Origin of the sequence: Microvirga sp. 2MCAF35, assembly GCF_052115545.1 — a bacterium.
Taxonomy (GTDB): domain Bacteria; phylum Pseudomonadota; class Alphaproteobacteria; order Rhizobiales; family Beijerinckiaceae; genus Microvirga.
In genome coordinates this window covers 148,780-166,082 of sequence record NZ_JBFRGW010000002.1, presented here as the reverse complement: position 1 = coordinate 166,082, position 17,303 = coordinate 148,780, and the positions used below count along the sequence as shown (strand labels likewise).

Below are 17,303 nucleotides of genomic sequence, written 5' to 3'. Positions count from 1 at the left end.
AGGCGCAATGATGCAGCGATCTTTGTCCGCGGGGTGACGGATGGCCGACAAATTAATTGATGAATGCCATCACGGGGCTTCCGTCGCTTTGAAACCGGGCGGTTGATGCCCTATCCCATCGCGAACAGATCCCGCGCCTCCGGCGCCTGCGGTTCCTCGAAGGCGTTGGGATCGCCGGGGCCGGTTTCCCATCCGAGATCGGGGAGGGCGATGATGCGCAGGCCGCGTGGGTCGTTGCGGGTCACGACGATGTTGCGGCTTTCCATGTAGGCGATGAGGCGCCGGGCGCGGCCGGGCGAGCGGCTGCCGCAGGCGCGGGCGATCTCGCCGTCGGGCGGGCAGGGCGTGCCTTCCATGGCCGCGCGGGCGATGAGCAGGAACACGCCCTGGAGGTCCTCCGCCAGATCGGCCGCGAAGGCGACCGCGCGGTCCCATTCCGAGCCTTCGGCCGTGGCCGTGTCGACGCCGGCGCGGGCGACCGCCAGGCGGCGGCGGAAGGCGTTGAGGTTCAACGGCTCGCCGGAGACACGGCGGATGCGGCAGCGGACCAGGAAGTCCTGATAGAGCACGGCCACGGAGCGGAAGGCGGCTTCCGGGTCGTCGAGGATCTCGCGCAGGATCGCATCGAGCGTGGCATCGCGCTCGGCCTTGGACTGCTCGGTTTCCTCGACTTGCGGCTCCGGCGCGGCGGCTGGTCTCGTGCGGGCGAGCTGGGCCAGGAGATCGTTCGTGGTCGGAGCCGGAGGCGGCGGGGGCGCGCGGCGCGGCATGACCGGGCGGGCGGCAATCTCGTCCTCACTGGCCTTGAAGATGAGGTCTCGGGCTTCTTGCCTAGGCTGCTCAGGCAGGGGCATGAGCTTGAAGGTGCCGCTGCGGGTCGAGGTCTCGACCGTGCCGATGCGGATCGGCAGCGGGCGGCGCGACAGGGCAGGGCCGAGGGCGACGAAATGGCCGCGTTCGAGGTCGCGGAACATCTCGGCCTGACGGCGCTCCATGCCCAGGAGATCGGCCGCGCGGGCCATGTCGATGTCTAGGAAGGTGCGGCCCATGAGGAAGTTCGAGGCTTCCGCCGCCACGTTCTTGGCGAGCTTCGCGAGGCGCTGGGTGGCGATGATACCGGCCAATCCGCGCTTACGACCACGGCACATGAGGTTGGTCATGGCGCCGAGGGACACTTTTCGCGCTTCGTCGGAAACATCGCCTGCGGCGGCGGGGGCGAAGAGCTGCGCCTCGTCCACCACCACGAGCATGGGATACCAGTAATCGCGCTCCGCATCGAAGAGGCCGCCCAGGAAGGCGGCCGCGCAGCGCATCTGCGCTTCGGAGTCGAGACCTTCCAGGCTGAGAACCACGGAGACCCGGTGCTGGCGGACGCGGGCGGCGATGCGCTGCAGGTCGCCTTCGCTGCGGGAGGCATCGACCACCACATGGCCGAACTTGTCGGCCAGGGTGACGAAGTCGCCCTCGGGGTCGATGATGGCCTGCTGGACGAGGTTGGCGCTCTGCTCGAGAAGGCGGCGCAGGAGATGCGACTTGCCGGAACCGGAATTGCCTTGGACGAGCAGACGCGTCGCCAGAAGCTCTTCCAGATCGAGCAATGCCGATTGTCCCCCTGGGGCGGTGGACGCCAACCCCATGTCGATGCCGACCTTCATCAGCCTCCCTCTTGCGATACTCCAAAACGATCGGGCACGGTCCTAACACGGCAAGGCTTAAGGAAGTGCCGGGGAACGTGAAGTCCTCCACAGGCGAAATAGGCTTTCCCCAGCCATGACGCCGCAGGTTCGGCGAAACCGGGGCGCGTCCAGGCCATTAACGTTCAGGAGACCCGCCGCCCTTCGATGAAGGAGAGGATCGATGCCCGTCGAGCCTTCCGTCCGGCCTGCCTTCCATGTCCTCCCGGCCACATCGGGCGAGGGAGGAGCGCCGAGGATCCTCACGGTTGCGGCTGGGCGCTCCGCCATCCAGCAAGACTCCGATGGACTGATGCTCCCGCCAGCCGGGGCTTCCCGGGCCGATGCGGTCTTCACGACCGTCGGCGCCATCCTGCTGCTGATTCTCGCCGGTTCGCTCCTCTGGACGCTGCTTCGCCAGCGTCGGCGATGAGAGCAGACGTTCAGTCCGCGACCGCCGCCTCGGCGGCCTTGACCGCGCTGCCGCGCAGGGGGCGCTCCTCGAGGGCGAGAAGGAACGCCAGCGCGAGTCCGAACCCGACGACGGCGGCCATGAACACGTAGCTGAACACATCGCCCAGATCGACGCCGCTCTGGGCCGCAGCCGCCCCCAGGGTTTCGAAGCTCGAGGCTCCACCCAGGCCCGATGCGCCGAGCACGATGGCACCGAAGATCGCCACGATGAAGGCGCCGCCGAGCGAGCGGAAGAAATTGGCAGTGCCCGTCGCGGTTCCCATCTGGTGCGGCGCGACCGCATTCTGAGTCGTCACCATGGTGACCGGCAGGACAGTGCCCAGGCCGATGCTGATCACCGCCAGGATGATTTCCACGGTCACGATGGAGAGCGACTGGCCGTATAGGGCAAGCACGGCCGTGGTCGCCATGGCCACGATGAGGCCCACGGTCGGAAGCCGCTTGTAGTGCTTCACCTTCGCCATGCTCCGGCCCGACATCGTCGCGCCGACCACGGTCCCCGCCATGAGCGGGATGAGCGCGAGACCGGACAGGCTCGCCGAGAGGCCGCGCACGGCTTCGAAATAGACCGGCAGGTAGATGGTGAGGCCGATATAGGTGCCCATGCCGAAACAGGCGGCGAGCACGGCCATGCGCACCACCGGGTTATGCAGCACGCCGGGCGGGATCAGCGGTTCCGGCGCCAGACGCATGCGAACCGCGAACAGCACCCAGAGCGCCGCGGAGGCGGCGAAAAGCCCGAGGATCGGCAGGGAGGCCCATGGGTAGCGCAGCCCGCCCCAGCTCAGGGCCAGCAGCAGTGCGACGGTCGCCGCCACGAGGAGAAGCGCGCCGAGCACGTCAAGCTTGTGCGGGCGCTCGAAGCGGGGAAGCTTCTTCAGGGAGTGGAACGCGATGGTCAGGGCCAGGAGGCCAAGGGGCAGGTTGATCCAGAAAATGACCGACCAGTGCAGATGCTGGGCGAAGAAGCCGCCCAGGACCGGGCCGAGCAGGCTCGACGTCATGAACACGCTGGCGAAGTAGACCTGATAGCGTCCCCGTTCGCGCGGGGCGACAATGTCGGCGATGATGGTCTGGGCCAGCGCGATCAGCCCGCCGCCGCCGATGCCCTGCAGGCCGCGCGCCAGGATGAGAACGATCATGTTGGGTGCGAGCGCGCATGCGATGGAGCCGATGATGAAGATCACGATGCCGATCAGCATGGTGACGCGGCGGCCGTAGGAATCGCTGAACTTGCCGTAGAGCGGGGTCACGGCCGTGGAGGTCAGGAGATAGACCGTCACGATCCAGGGCAGGTGCTCCAGGTCGCCGAGTTCTCGGCCGATGGTCGGAAGAGCCGTCGCGATGATGGTCTGGTCGAGAGCCGCCAGGAACATGGACAGCATGACGCCGAGAATGATCGTGCGGATTTCGGTGTGGCTCAGGGCAGGTGCCGGGTTCTCCCGCACGCTCTCGTTCGTTCGTTGATCCATCGTGTCCATCGCGTTCCGGGAAACCCCATCTAGAGGAGAACCGGCCATTCTGTCCGGACTTCCGCTGCAAGTCAGATATGCTCTGGGATCAGGTTCGTTCCATAGTCGGGATTGATCGGCGGATTCGCGCCGGCCGCCGATTGTCCCATGTGTCTCCGGTCCGGGAAAGGCGGGATCAGGCCTTGAGACTGAACCTCGCGGCTCCATCATCGTTTGTGCCTGAAAGCTTTTCCATCGTTTTCGGCCGAAGCGGGGCCCGACCATCATGACTCCACAAACGATTCTGATGCTCGCCCTCGCTGTGCGCGGCCTGCTGCCGGGCGATGTCCGCGAGGCCCGTGAGGCCGCGTCGAAACACGGGCATGATGCTCCGGCCGTCCAGGCGCGCTACGAGCCGGACACCCGCGAGGTGAGCAACTGGCGCCGCGAGGCCATGGATGCCCTGGAGCCGAAACCCGTCGTCGCCATGGTGGCCTTTCTCCGGGCCGAGCGGCCCTTCGTGACCCGTTGCGTGAAGCTCAACAATTACTGGTGCATCAAGAGCGCCCGCTGGAACGGCGAACTCGCGACCGACAACGAGGGCCATGTGGGCTTCGTCTCCGCCGATCACGGGGCCGATGCCGCCGCCATCCTGCTGCGGCGCTACTATCTCGAGTTCAACCGCAAGTCCGCTCTCGACATCGTCCGCCGCTGGGCGCCTGCCGAGTGCAACATCGCGACCGGCATCGGCGGCATCGCGATGCTGGCGGTGAGGGGCATCGGCGGCACCGTGCGGGCGCAATATCTCGCTTCTCACCGCCGGAAGGGCGGGGCGATGCGCTACACGGCGAAGGCCGGCCCAGGCGGCAAGCCAGGCCGGGTCTCCATGGTGATCTCGATGGCGCCGAAGACGCCGCAATATCGGGTGCCGAGCATTGCCGAGGGCATGGGCGAGAAGCCGAAGCCGTCTCTGCCGGCTGCCGCCGTCGCCCGCCGCAAACCTGCGAAAGAACCTGCGGCCACCGCCTCTGCGGCCCCCAAGGCCGTCCCGAAGGTTCAGGTGGCCTCCGCCTGTCCGTCCGAGGATCAGCGCCACCGCAATTATGCGAGCCGGATGGTCGAGGGGCTGGGTCTCGGTCCCAGTGACGACCTCAAGCTCTTTTCCCCCGACGGCAAGCCGCTCCCGAACCTGGCGCACGTGATGCTGGCCATGTCGTCCTTCGAGCTGGGGGCCTTGCGGGCGAGCCCGGATCTGGTCGAGGAGGCCGTTCAGCGGGCGGTCGAGAGGGTAGAGGTTAGCGCGAGGACGAGCCAGACGCAGGAGCAGTCGAGCAGTCGATCCTTACGCTGAGGTGCGTATAGGCTCCATGTAACTTATTTCATGGAGTCATGTTGTAGTCCCATATTCGTTACGTTACAATTTTACAAAATATGGGGGCGACTATGGCGATTTACGATCCGCTGACGAAAACTTGGACGCTGGAAGGCGAGGCAGACTACGCTCTGGTAGAGAGCGACGGCGATGCCAACGTGGTTGGGAACGATCAGAACAACACGATCACAGGCAATGCGGGCGGTAACGTCCTCGATGGCGGTCAGGGAGCGGATACCCTGCGCGGTGGCCTCGGTGATGACACGTATATCCTCTCCGATGGAAACGATGTCATCGAGGAAGAGACCGCTGACGGCGGAACGGATACGATCCAAAGTCAGTCTTCGGTCGATTTGACCCTCGTCGAGCAACCGGCTCTCGCTTTCATCGAGAATGTCGTTCTGACCGGCACCACAGATATTGATGCGATTGGCAACGATATCGACAATCACCTTCTCGGCAATGATGGGGTGAATAGGCTGTCCGGCGGTCGTGGCGACGACGTGCTCGACGGTGGTGTGGGCGAGGATACGCTCGCCGGTGGGTTAGGGAATGACACATATTATGTCGATAGTGTCGACGAGCATCTGGATGAGGATCCGGGTGCGGAAGCAGGACACGATATCGTGTACGCTTCAGTTTCCTTCGATCTCAGCGGATCAAATCGAGAAAATATTGAGGATCTGTTCCTGACGGGGACAACGGACCTCGACGGAACGGGCAATGCCCTCGACAACAAGATCGTCGGCAATGCGGGTGCAAACCAGCTTTGGGGCCTGGATGGCGATGATACTCTCGATGGCGGGGCAGGTGCTGATTCCTTGGATGGTGGTGACGGCAACGACACCTACTATGTCGATGATGCTGGAGACATCATCGTGGAAGGGGATGACCTGAACTCCGGCAACGATACGGTGATTGTTGGCTACGGGACAAACTTCACCTTAGTCGGGACGAACATAGAGAATGTCGTTCTCACCGTCGCAGGCACGGCAACTGGGAGCAATGTGAGCAACCGCCTTACGGGCAGCAACGGCAACGACGGGCTTGATGGGGGTGATGGGAACGATACCCTCGATGGCGGCCGGGGAGCCGATGGTTTGGTCGGTGGTCTTGGTGATGACGATTATTATGTCGATGACCTCGACAGCATCACCGAGGGCGCTGGTCAGGGTTATGACAAGGCTTTTGCATCGACGAACTTCAGCCTTGCTATGCAAGGATTGAACGTCGAAGAGCTGCACCTGATCGGCACAGCCAATATCAACGGCACAGGCAGTGCCATCGCCAACATGCTCTTCGGCAATGACGGCAACAATACTCTCGACGGCCTTGAAGGCAATGACACCCTCGAGGGTGGCAAAGGCGCCGACGTACTTAAAGGCGGAGCAGGCACGGATGAACTCAAGGGCGGGCTTGGCGACGATACGTATGTGATTGACGCCGATGACACGCTGGTCGAAGCCGAAGGCGAAGGCCGCGACACCGTGCAGGTGGATTTCGGCAACTACGCGCTTCTTGCCAACTTCGAAGACCTTACGCTGACGGGCTCTGCGAACCTCTCCGGCACCGGCAACGGCGTGGCGAACTTCATTCGCGGCAATGGCGGCAACAATACGCTGATCGGCCTCGAAGGCGACGACTCGCTCATGGGCGGGGCGGGGGCCGATCGGATGGAAGGCGGAGCCGGCAGCGATCTCTACTGGGTCGACAACGCGGGCGACGTGATCGTCGATTCCGGTGCGGGCTTCGACCGGGTGCTCGCCTCGGTCAGCTACACGCTGGGCGCCAACATCGAGTACCTCGCCTTCGAGGGTTCCGGAAACTTCGTCGGGACCGGCAACGACCTCGACAACACCATGTACGGCAATACCGGCGCGAACACGCTCGACGGCGGCGCCGGGCGCGACCAGCTCGATGGCGGCGAAGGCAACGACAAGCTCCTCGGCGGTGCGGGCGACGACACGATCACCGACTGGAAGGGCGACGACGTGCTCGATGGCGGCGCCGGCAAGGACGATCTGCGCGGCGGCGTCGGCAACGACACCTATCTCGTCGATGGTCTCGACACGGTGACGGAACTCGCGGGCCAGGGCTTCGACACGGTAATAGCGTCGCAGAGCTTCACGCTCGGGGCTCTGGCGGATGTCGAGATGCTCCTCGCGCAAGCTGGCTCTGCGGCGATCAATCTCACAGGTAATGATATCGCGAACACGGTCACCGGCAACGATGGCGCTAACCAAATCAATGGTGGAGGCGGCAACGATGTCTTGAATGGGGGCCTCGGCAACGACACCATTTCCGGCGGTTTCGGCAGCGATGTCCTAACCGGCGGCAAGGGCAAGGACCGTTTCGTGTTCGACAGCCTGCCCGATGCCAAGATCAACCTGGACAGCATCCTCGACTTCAAGGCGGCCGACGACACGATCGCGCTGGAGAATGCCGTCTTCACGAAGTTCGGCAAGAAGGCCGGTGCCCTCAAGGCGTCCATGTTCTACGCCGGCAAGAAGGCGCACGATAAGGACGACCGGATCATCTACGATAAGAAGACCGGCTCCCTTTATTACGATGCCGACGGCACGGGGAAGGTCAAGGCGGTCAAGTTCGCGACCGTGAAAAAGGGCACCTTCCTCGACTATCACGACTTCCTGGTGATCTGATCCCGCCTTCAATGGATCGGCTTGGGCCGGGGCGCAACCGCCTCGGCCCGGGCTTGTGAACCGGGAACTGGAGCCCCATCTTCCCGTTCACAAGCAAGCTTGGCATCACCAGGAACCAGACGGAGTCCCGTGTCTGTCATCACCGATCTCGCCTCCCGCGCCGGATCCGCCGCGCAATCGATCTGGGAGGTTTCCGGGCAGCTGATCCAGCCCTCTCTCCGCCTCGGCGTCACAGGTCTCGCGCGATCCGGCAAAACCGTTTTCACCACGGCCCTCGTGCATCATCTCACGCGCGGCACGAACCTGCCGGCCTTTCGCGCGTCGGCTGAAGGGCGCATCCGGCGGGCCCATCTGGCTCACCAGCCTGACGACGTGGTGCCGCGCTTTCCCTATGAGGAACATATGGCGGCGCTCACCGAGAGCCGCCGCTGGCCGCAATCCACCAACCGCATCAGCGAGTTGCGGGTGGATGTCGAGTACGAGCGCAAGTCCGGCTGGCGCACGGGGCCGGCCTCGCTCGCCCTCGACATCGTGGATTATCCCGGCGAATGGCTGCTCGACCTCGCGCTCCTCGATGCCGGCTATGCCGAGTGGTCCCGCCAGACCATCGAGGCGAGCCGCAAGCGCGACAGGGCAACTGTGGCGGGCCGTTGGCACGACACGCTGAAAACCCTCGATCCCGCAGGCGGTTCCGACGAGATGCTCGCGTCGCGGGCGAGCGATGCGTTCAAGGATTATCTCACGGTCCTGCGCGCCGATTCCGAGGCGGTAGCCACCACGCCGCCGGGCCGCTTTCTCATGCCGGGCGATCTGGCAGGCTCGCCCGCGCTCACCTTCGCGCCGCTCGATCTGCCCCAAGGGCAGCCGATTGCTCCGGGCAGCTTCGCGGCCCTCATGGAACGGCGCTTCGAGGCCTACAAGACCCATGTGGTTCGCCCCTTCTTCCGCGATCATTTCCAGCGCATCGACCGCCAGATCGTGCTCGTCGACGTGCTGGCGGCCATAGATGCCGGGCCGGTGGCTCTCGCCGAGCTGGAGGAGGCGCTCGATCAGGTGCTCATGGCGTTTCGGATCGGACGCAACACGCTCCTGTCCCGCCTGTTCTCGCCCCGCGCCGACCGGGTTCTCTTCGCCGCGACCAAGGCCGATCACATCCACCATACCGATCACGACCGGCTTGACGCGATCCTGCGCCTTCTCGTGAACCGCGCGTCGCGCCGAACGGAGGCCGCCGGTGCGCGGGTCGGAACCGTAGCGCTTGCCTCCGTGCGCGCCACGCGCGAGACGACCATCCGCGAGGGGCGTGAGACCCTTCGCGCCGTCGCGGGCATTCCCGAGGCGGGCGAACGGGTCGGCGACGAGATCTTCGACGGCGAGGCCGAGGCGGCGATCTTTCCGGGCGAACTGCCGGAGACGCCGGAGGCGGTGTTCCAGGGGGCCATTCCACCGGGCTCGTTCCGATTCCCCCGTTTCCGCCCGCCGAAATTGCCGATCGATGCGGCGGGCAGCACGGCCAGAATGCCCCATATCCGCCTCGACCGGGCCCTTGAATTCCTGCTGGGGGATCGTTTCGCATGAGCCGCCCACCTCGCGCCTATCGTCTCGACGATCCGAACGTCACGGCCGGTGCCGTGCAGGTGACGGAGGAGCCGTTCGACGCCATCGAGGCCGCGGACGGCATCGTTGTGCCCATGGGCGAGAAGCGCCGCGCGCCCTGGCTCGGCATCCTGCTCTCCGCCCTGTCGGGCCTTCTCCTGCTGGGGCTCGGGCTCGCGGTGGAGAAGCTGATCGTCGATCTCTATGTCATTGCGCCCTGGCTCGGCTGGGTGGCGCTGGTGCTCGCAATCCTGGCCGTTCTTGCTTTCCTCGCCATCATCGGCCGGGAGGTGGCGGGCATCTGGCGCGAGCAGAAGATCGAAAGCCTGCGCGAGGCCGCCATCGACGCTCTCGCGGTCAAGGACCACAAGGCCGCGAAGGGGATCGTGGCCGACCTCCTGAGCCTCTACGGCGGCCGGGCCTCGGCGGCTCACGGCAGCGCGCGCCTGCGCGGCCTGACCGACGAGATCATCGATGCGGACGATCGACTCGCCTTTGCGGAGCGAGAGCTCCTTGCGCCCCTCGACGCCCAAGCCAAGCGGGCGATCGCCGGCGCGGCGAAGCAGGTCTCCCTCGTGACGGCGGTGAGCCCCCGGGCCATTGTCGACGTGGCCTTCGTGATCTTCGCGGCCGTGCGGCTCCTGCGGACGCTCTCGCGCATCTATGGGGGGCGGCCCGGCCTGTTCGGCTTCCTGCGGCTGGCGAAGGCCGCCTTCAACCACCTCGCGGTGACGGGAGGCATGGCCGTGGGCGACAGCCTCATGCAGCAGGTTCTGGGGCTGGGGTTGGCGGCACGGATCTCGGCCAAGCTCGGGGAGGGGGTCCTGAACGGGCTGATGACCGCCCGGTTCGGCCTCGCGGCCCTGTCCGTCTGCCGTCCGCTCCCCTTCATCCGCGAGGAGACGCCGAAGATCGGCGACGTAGCCAGCGAGCTGATCAGCCGGGCCGAGGCGGCAGCCTCTTAGAGCGCCTAACAAAACTGGGGCGAGCGCGTTGGTTTGGCATGGCCAAAGCTCTTGTTCCCTATGCTCTGTGGGCGGTGATTGAGCCGCTTCTTCCATCTGAACCGGCCAAGCCTAGAGGTGGCCGGCCGCGGGTCGATGATCGGGCTGCGCTGGCCGGGATTATCTTTGTCCTGCGCTCGGGCATTCCCTGGGAGATGCTGCCTTCTGAGATCGGCTGCTCGGGCATGACGTGCTGGCGCCGCCTGCGGGACTGGCAAGCTGCCGGTGTGTGGATGCGCTTGCATCGCATCCTGCTCGAGCGTCTGGCCGATGCCGACAAGCTCGATTGGAGCCGGGCCGCACTCGACTCCTCCTCCATCGCGGCAAAAAGGGGGGCGCGGCCACCGGCCCGAACCCGACGGATCGGGGCAAACCGGGCACGAAGCGCCATGTTGTGGTCGACAAGGCGGGCACACCGCTCGGGATCAGCCTGAGTGGGGCTAACCGGCACGACAGCCTGATGCTCGCACCCACTCTCGATGCCGTGCCGCCGGTGCGACATGGGCGGGGTCGCCCGAGGCGTAGGCCGGACAAACTCCATGCCGACAAAGCCTATGATCATCGCCGCTGCCGTGCGGAATGCCGCCAGCGCTCCATCACGCCCAGAATTGCCCGCCGCGGCGTGGACATCAGCGAGCGCCTGGGACGATATCGCTGGGTGGTGGAGCGCACCCTGGCTTGGCTCAACCGCTTCCGCCGGCTCACGATCCGCTACGAACGCCGTGAGGACATCCATCTGGCTTTCACCACCCTCGGATGCGCTCTCATCTGCTTCAACCAATGCAAACGGTTTTGTTAGGAGTTCTTAGAGCATCGTGCGGAAAAGTGAACCCGGTTTTCCGCGAAGAACGATGCTCCCGCCAAGATGAAGAGCAGCGGCGTCCCTGCTACTTTAGAGGTGCGGCAAATCGTTCTGCCTGGGCTTTCCAAGGTGCAAAAGAGGTGCCTGGCGCTGTTAGACAAATCGATGACACTTAATCTCGTTGTCCCCGATCCTGCTTGCCTATATAGGGGCGCCACAGTTCATCGGGGAAGAACGGCTGAACATGACAGACATCGTGATTGATGAGGGTTACCGTCCGACAGAAGACGAGCCCTTCATGAATGAACGGCAAAAAGAGTATTTCAGGCGCAAGCTGATCCGCTGGAAGCACGATATCCTCAAAGAGGCCCAGGAAACTCTCGCCACCTTGCAGAGCGAGAACGAGAACCATCCTGACCTTGCGGATCGCGCCTCCTCGGAAACGGATCGCGCCATCGAGCTTCGTGCCCGCGACCGCCAGCGCAAGCTCATTGCCAAGATCGATGCCGCGCTCGCGCGGATCGAGGACGGTTCTTACGGCTATTGCGAGGAGACCGGGGATCCGATCTCTCTCAAGCGCCTGGAGGCGCGCCCCATCGCGACGCTTTCGCTCGAGGCTCAAGAGCGCCACGAGCGAAACGAGCGGGTCTACCGGGACGACTAAAGCATCGGACCCAAAAGTGGACTTGCACTTTTGGGGGGAATCCGATGCTTTCCTCTTGAATGAGAGCATCGGTCGAGACGGAAAACCGGATCCACTTTTCCGTCCGATGCTCTAAGACCTTCCATTGTCCAATAAAAAGGGCTCCGCTTGCGGAGCCCTTTTTCTTTACCGATTAAAAAGCGCTCAGCCCTTCTTGTTCGGATCCAGCGGGCGTCCGAGAAGCCGGGCGAACTCCGCTTCGATATCCTCGACGGAAAACGGATCCGTCGGCTTCTGCGAAGCGGCCGGCGTTTCCTTCGCCTGCGGCGGAAGCGGAGCCGACACGGGCGGGGGCGCCGGCACGGCACGGAGAGGCTCAGGAGCCGGAGCCGGCCTGGGCGGCGGAGCAACTTCCGGCTCCTCGTCGACAGGCTCTTCCTCCTGACGCCCATCGTCAGCCGCGACCGGTTCGGCATCGTTACGAGCCGGCTCGCGAACCTCCTCTTCGTCCCTGACAACCTCAGCGGGCGCTGCCGGAGAAGTCATCGAGGGCGGCGGAACCGGGCTCGCCGGGCGCTTCAGGGCCTCTTCGAGCTGTTTGGCCATATCCGACAGGAGACCGGCCTCCGATGCCGGACGCGGCGACGCGGCCTGCTGTTCAACCGGTGCCGGCTCCGGCGGACGGACCGGCTCGGGCTGCACCGGAGGGGCCGGGGGGACCGGCGTCGCCCGGGACTGGAACGGCGGCGGCGTAAAGGACGGACGCGGCTCAGCGCGCTCCACGGCGGGCGCGGGAGCGGGCGGAGCGTTCTGGAAGGAGGGCGTTCTCGCTTCGGCGCGCAGGCCCTGGATGGTCGGGGTGGCGGAGACGGCAACGGCGTCGGGCTTCAGCACCGGCTCCGGATGGGCCGGAACCGGGGCGCTCATCGAGGCGACCGGGGAGAGTTCCTCGTCGACGTCCGATTCCTCCGAGGGACGCCGCACGAAGGCGCCGAGCTGGGCCGCGAGCTGGCTCTCGATGGATGGGCGGCCGGTGGTTTCCACCTGCGGCGCGCGGGACGGCTGATCGAGGGTTGGCTCGAAGCGCTCGACGCCGGCGTCGCTGGGCTGCGCGGGAATGCGGGCGCCTGCGACCCGGACGATATTCGTCTCGATGACCACATCGTTGGGTCCGCCGATGAGAAGCAGGTGCTCGACATTGTCACGGCGAAGAAGAAGCAGCTGCCGCTGCCGGTCGAGGTCGTAGACGTCGACGATGCCGAGCCGGGGTTGACGGCTGCCGCGGCCGCGATCGCTGCCCGGCATCATCAGGCGGGCGCCCGTCAGCTTGCGGAAGACCACACCGAAGAGCACGAGGAGGATCAGAATGATCGCAAATGCAATCGCGAACTGGACTGCACGTGACGCTTCGATACCGAAAAGAGATGACACGATGTACTCTCAAGTGTTTGCAGGCCCGTGCAGGCCCGTTCTGTGTTGGTTGTACCACATTGACCGTCGAAGCCAGCGACAAGGTTAACAGATGGTTAACGGTCCATGGTTTCGGCACGCGTCATGTGGATGAGGATCGGTCCTCAATGATGGGACCAAAATGGGTCCGATTGCCTTTTCATCAAGGAAAATAGGGATTTCCTATGGCGAAATCGTATGGCTGCGCCTGTTCATGAGTTGTCGAGACCTTGCGTCGGCTCATCGCTCCGCCTTAGAGGTCGATCAATAATTGGCGCGTAGAATGAGCGACGAAGATCGAGCGGCTGGTTGCAACGTTGCAACTCGTGCCTCAAGGCACATCCGTCTCCATTGAGGAAGTTGACACTCCATGGCTTACGAGGGCGACACGCCGAAGAGCGCGGCCATCGACCGTTCCGACCGTCCCGGCCACATCGGATGGGTGCTGCTTCTCGCCGGCGTTCTGGTCGGCGCGACCCTGAGCCTGCGCTTCCTGGACATCGAACATACCCAGCCGCTGATCCTCGGGCTTCTCGCCTTCTTCGCCATGGCCGGGGTCTTCTTCCTCTTCGCCATGGCCATCGGGGTCGTTCAGTTTTCCGGTCAGTCGGCGCGAAACGATATCACCAAGCTCATGGCCGACACGTCCGGCGACGGTCTCGTGGTGATCGAGGACGATGGTCGCATCACCTATGCCAATGAATCCTACCTTTCCATCGCAGGGCTGCAGGGCGGGGAAGTGCGTCCCGTGGAGCGCCTGTTCATGGGCGCGCCCGACGTCTCGGAGGCGATCTATCGGCTGGCTCAGGCCGCGCGCGAGCATCGCACGGGCACGGAGGAAATCCGCCTCTCGCCTTCGTTGAGCGGCGCTCAGGAATTCGGCTGGTATCGCGTGCGCGTGCGCCCGGTGCCGCGCCCCAGCGGCCGTCAGGCGGCGCTCTGGACCATCAGCGAAGTGACGCATGAGCGCGAGCGGCAGGAGAACGTCTTCCAGGAGCTCCAGCACGCCATCGATTATCTCGATCACGCCCCGGCGGGATTCCTGTCAGTCGATCCCGAGGGCTCGATCATCTATCTCAATGCGACCCTGGCCTCGTGGCTCGATTACGACCTCGCCCAGGTCGGCTCCGGTGGGCTGAGCCTCACCGACATCGTGCCCCGCGATGTCGTGTCCTTGATGACGTCGTTCTCCGGAGAGCCGGGCAGCGTCCGCACGGAGACCTTCGATCTCGACCTGCGCCGCCGCAACGGCCAGTTCCTGCCCGTGCGCCTGTATCACCGCATCGCCTTCGGGCAGGACGGCCGGATGGGCCCGTCCCGGACGCTCGTCCTCAACCGCTCGGCAGGAGGAGAGGTCGACGAAGGGCAGCGCGCGGCCGAAGTGCGCTTCGCTCGCTTCTTCAACAACACGCCCATCGCCATCGCGACGGTCGATCGGGCCGGGCGGATCGTCCACGCCAACGCACCGTTCTCCAAGCTGTTCGGCGCCCTGACGCGCGTGGCCGAGAGCGGGGCCGCCGGGGCATCCATTCTCGACACGTTCCGCGAGCGCGGGCCGATGGAGGCCGCCCTCAAGGCGGCCGCGGAGAACCGCGGCGACATCCCGCCCCTGGAGCTGCAGACCACGGGAGACAGCGGCGGTTCCGTCCGGGTCTGGGTGACGCCCGTGGGCGATACGGGTGCGGACGGCGAGACGGCCATTCTCTATGCCCTCGACACCACCGATCTCCGGAAGGTGGAGGAGCAGCTCGCACAATCGCAGAAGATGAACGCGGTGGGCCAACTCGCCGGCGGCGTCGCGCACGACTTCAACAACGTGCTTCAGGCCATCATCGGCTACAGCGACCTGCTGCTGGCCAATCACCGGCCGACCGACCCGTCGTTCCAGGACATCATGCAGATCAAGCAGAATGCGAACCGGGCCGCGAGCCTGGTGCGCCAGCTGCTCGCCTTCTCACGCCGCCAGACCCTGCGGCCGGAAGTGCTGAACCTGAACGACCGGCTCTACGATCTCTCCATGCTGCTCAAGCGCCTGCTCGGCGAGCGGGTGGAACTCGATCTCAGCCATGGCCGCGACCTGTGGTTCGTGAAGGCCGACGTGAACCAGTTCGAGCAGGTGGTGGTGAACCTCGCCGTCAATGCGCGGGATGCCATGCCCAACGGCGGCAAGCTTGCGATCCGTACGGGCAACATCTCGGCCGCGGAAGCCGCCGGGCTGAACGTGAGCGCCATGCCGCCGGCCGATTACGTATTCGTCGAGGTGTCCGATACGGGATCGGGCATGACGCCCGACGTCGTGGAGAAGATCTTCGAACCGTTCTTCACCACCAAGGAAGTGGGGAAGGGCACAGGCCTCGGCCTCTCCACGGTCTTCGGCATCGTCAAGCAGTCGGGCGGTTATATCGACGTGGATTCGAAGCCCGGCGAAGGCACGACCTTCCGGATCTACCTGCCGCGCCACATCCTGGAGATCCAGGAGGCTCCCGAGGAAGCAAAGGCCGACGCGCCCAAGAAGCCAGCCGCCGACATGACCGGGCAGGGGACCATTCTTCTCGTGGAGGATGAGGACCCGGTCCGCGCCGTCAACGCCCGCGCGCTTTCCGCCCGCGGCTATACGGTGCTGGAGGCCGCCTCCGGCATCGAGGCGATGGAGATCATCCAGGAGCGCGGCGCCCCGGTCGATCTCGTGGTCTCGGACGTGGTCATGCCGGAAATGGACGGCCCGACCCTGCTGCGCGAATTGCGCAAGCTCTACCCCGACCTCAAGGTGATCTTCGTCTCCGGCTATGCCGAGGAAGCCTTCCGCAAGAACCTTCCCGAAGGGGAGGAATTCAACTTCCTGCCCAAGCCCTTCAGCCTGCGCCAGCTGGTCGAGACCGTGAAGCAGACGATGGCGCGGTAAGCTGCTGAATTAATTATATTTTAACCCTGCGGCATCGTGCCCTGCATATGGCTTGTGGATCCTCGAATGAGAACGAAAAAAGAACTTGCGGGCAGGAACAAAGTGAGTACATATATTCTCTCAACACCGCGTTGAGATTCACTCTTCCTCCTGCCATAAGGATGTTAGGTCATGTCACAGTCCTCCCTGAGACTGGTGGAAAGCTCATCAATGGATAAAGACAAATCGAAAGCTCTCGACGCGGCGCTCTCTCAGATCGAGCGTGCCTTCGGCAAGGGCTCGATCATGCGGCTCGGCAAGGGCCAGCAGCCGGTGGAAATCGAAACCATCTCGACGGGTTCGCTCGGCCTCGACATCGCGCTTGGCGTGGGCGGACTGCCCCGCGGCCGTATCATCGAGATCTACGGGCCGGAATCGTCGGGCAAGACCACGCTGGCGCTGCACACCATCGCCGAAGCCCAGAAGAAGGGCGGCGTCTGCGCCTTCGTGGACGCGGAACACGCGCTCGATCCCGTTTATGCCCGCAAGCTCGGCGTCAACCTGGACGATCTCCTGATCTCCCAGCCGGACACCGGCGAGCAGGCCCTCGAGATCGCCGATACCCTCGTGCGCTCCGGCGCCGTGGACGTGCTCGTCATCGACTCGGTTGCGGCGCTCACCCCGAAGGCAGAACTCGACGGCGAGATGGGCGAGGTCCAGCCGGGCCTCCAGGCCCGCCTCATGAGCCAGGCCCTGCGCAAGCTCACCGGTTCGATCTCGCGCTCGAACACGATGGTGGTCTTCATCAATCAGATCCGCATGAAGATCGGCGTCATGTACGGCTCGCCGGAGACGACGACGGGCGGCAACGCCCTGAAGTTCTACGCCTCCGTGCGCCTCGACATCCGCCGCGTCTCGACGCTGAAGGATCGCGACGATCCGATCGGCAACCAAGTGCGCGTGAAGGTCGTCAAGAACAAGGTCGCTCCGCCCTTCAAGCAGGTCGAGTTCGACATCATGTTCGGCGAGGGCGTGTCCAAGGTGGGCGAGCTCATCGATCTCGGCGTCAAGGCCGGCATCGTCGACAAGTCCGGCGCCTGGTTCTCCTACGACAGCCAGCGCCTGGGCCAGGGCCGCGAGAACGCCAAGCAGTTCCTGCGCGACAACCCGGAGGTCGCCAACAAGATCGAAGGCCTCATCCGCCAGAATGCCGGCTTGCTCGCCGAACGCATCCTGGAGCAGGCGACCCCGACCGCCGACGACCTGGACGAGGGTTCCGCCGAATAATGCATGGCTCG

12 protein-coding genes are annotated in these 17,303 nt (G+C 64.8%); 9 read left to right on the top strand and 3 right to left on the bottom strand.

Features of this window, described 5'->3' with window-relative positions; genetic code table 11:
• Positions 1 to 110: 110 nt before the first annotated feature.
• Complete coding sequence (locus AB4097_RS01870) at positions 111 to 1,655, bottom strand: helicase HerA domain-containing protein (protein WP_442036683.1); 1,545 nt, start codon at positions 1,653 to 1,655, stop codon at positions 111 to 113.
• Between the two features lie 202 nt (positions 1,656 to 1,857).
• On the opposite strand from AB4097_RS01870, the gene AB4097_RS01865 reads away from it, so the two are divergent.
• A complete protein-coding gene (locus AB4097_RS01865) occupies positions 1,858 to 2,106 on the top strand; it encodes a hypothetical protein (protein WP_442036682.1) in 249 nt (82 codons plus the stop codon).
• 10 nt (positions 2,107 to 2,116) lie between these two features.
• On the opposite strand, the gene AB4097_RS01860 is transcribed toward AB4097_RS01865, so the two are convergent.
• On the bottom strand, positions 2,117 to 3,619 hold the full coding sequence (locus AB4097_RS01860; protein ID WP_442036680.1) for an MDR family MFS transporter: 1,503 nt from the start codon (positions 3,617 to 3,619) through the stop codon (positions 2,117 to 2,119).
• A gap of 265 nt (positions 3,620 to 3,884) precedes the next feature.
• On the opposite strand from AB4097_RS01860, the gene AB4097_RS01855 reads away from it, so the two are divergent.
• The 6 genes from AB4097_RS01855 (at position 3,885) to dksA (ending at position 11,696) form a co-directional block, all read left to right on the top strand.
• Positions 3,885 to 4,949, top strand: a complete 1,065-nt coding sequence (locus AB4097_RS01855) for a hypothetical protein (protein ID WP_442036678.1) — start codon at positions 3,885 to 3,887, stop codon at positions 4,947 to 4,949.
• Between the two features lie 92 nt (positions 4,950 to 5,041).
• A complete protein-coding gene (locus tag AB4097_RS01850) occupies positions 5,042 to 7,630 on the top strand; it encodes a calcium-binding protein (protein ID WP_442036676.1) in 2,589 nt (862 codons plus the stop codon).
• 129 nt (positions 7,631 to 7,759) lie between these two features.
• A complete protein-coding gene (locus AB4097_RS01845) occupies positions 7,760 to 9,208 on the top strand; it encodes a YcjX family protein (protein WP_442036674.1) in 1,449 nt (482 codons plus the stop codon).
• Entirely contained in the window at positions 9,205 to 10,191 is a 987-nt protein-coding gene (locus AB4097_RS01840; RefSeq protein ID WP_442036672.1) for a YcjF family protein, read from the top strand. The genes AB4097_RS01845 and AB4097_RS01840 overlap by 4 nt, the downstream gene beginning before the upstream one ends.
• Before the next feature lie 38 nt (positions 10,192 to 10,229).
• Positions 10,230 to 11,029 (top strand): IS5 family transposase gene (locus tag AB4097_RS01835; protein ID WP_442036670.1). Its coding sequence is split into 2 segments (ribosomal slippage): positions 10,230 to 10,563 and positions 10,563 to 11,029, totalling 801 coding nucleotides; the frame shifts between segments, so codons are not numbered across the junction.
• Between the two features lie 247 nt (positions 11,030 to 11,276).
• A complete protein-coding gene (gene dksA / locus AB4097_RS01830) occupies positions 11,277 to 11,696 on the top strand; it encodes an RNA polymerase-binding protein DksA (RefSeq protein WP_114945722.1) in 420 nt (139 codons plus the stop codon).
• Between the two features lie 183 nt (positions 11,697 to 11,879).
• Here dksA and AB4097_RS01825 read toward each other — a convergent pair whose 3' ends face one another.
• The gene (locus AB4097_RS01825; protein WP_442036667.1) at positions 11,880 to 13,106 is read right to left on the bottom strand and encodes a hypothetical protein; all 1,227 of its coding nucleotides are present in this window, start codon (positions 13,104 to 13,106) and stop codon (positions 11,880 to 11,882) included.
• 388 nt (positions 13,107 to 13,494) lie between these two features.
• Here AB4097_RS01825 and cckA point away from each other — a divergent pair, with 388 nt between their 5' ends.
• Together cckA and recA are read left to right on the top strand one after the other, a co-directional pair.
• Positions 13,495 to 16,026 carry a cell cycle histidine kinase CckA gene (gene cckA / locus AB4097_RS01820; protein ID WP_442036665.1) on the top strand — a complete coding sequence of 844 codons (2,532 nt, stop codon included), beginning with the start codon at positions 13,495 to 13,497 and terminating at the stop codon, positions 16,024 to 16,026.
• Positions 16,027 to 16,197: 171 nt separating this feature from the next.
• The gene (gene recA / locus AB4097_RS01815) at positions 16,198 to 17,292 is read left to right on the top strand and encodes a recombinase RecA (protein WP_442036663.1); all 1,095 of its coding nucleotides are present in this window, start codon (positions 16,198 to 16,200) and stop codon (positions 17,290 to 17,292) included.
• Positions 17,293 to 17,303 lie beyond the last annotated feature (11 nt).

Excerpts from the sequence above, each read along its gene's own strand:
- AB4097_RS01870 (WP_442036683.1), bottom strand. The coding sequence starts at position 1,655 with ATGAAGGTCGGCATCGACATGGGGTTGGCGTCCACCGCCCCAGGGGGA.
- AB4097_RS01865 (WP_442036682.1), top strand. The coding sequence starts at position 1,858 with ATGCCCGTCGAGCCTTCCGTCCGGCCTGCCTTCCATGTCCTCCCGGCC.
- AB4097_RS01860 (WP_442036680.1), bottom strand. The coding sequence starts at position 3,619 with ATGGATCAACGAACGAACGAGAGCGTGCGGGAGAACCCGGCACCTGCC.
- AB4097_RS01855 (WP_442036678.1), top strand. The coding sequence starts at position 3,885 with ATGACTCCACAAACGATTCTGATGCTCGCCCTCGCTGTGCGCGGCCTG.
- AB4097_RS01850 (WP_442036676.1), top strand. The coding sequence starts at position 5,042 with ATGGCGATTTACGATCCGCTGACGAAAACTTGGACGCTGGAAGGCGAG.
- AB4097_RS01840 (WP_442036672.1), top strand. The coding sequence starts at position 9,205 with ATGAGCCGCCCACCTCGCGCCTATCGTCTCGACGATCCGAACGTCACG.
- dksA (WP_114945722.1), top strand. The coding sequence starts at position 11,277 with ATGACAGACATCGTGATTGATGAGGGTTACCGTCCGACAGAAGACGAG.
- cckA (WP_442036665.1), top strand. The coding sequence starts at position 13,495 with ATGGCTTACGAGGGCGACACGCCGAAGAGCGCGGCCATCGACCGTTCC.
- recA (WP_442036663.1), top strand. The coding sequence starts at position 16,198 with ATGTCACAGTCCTCCCTGAGACTGGTGGAAAGCTCATCAATGGATAAA.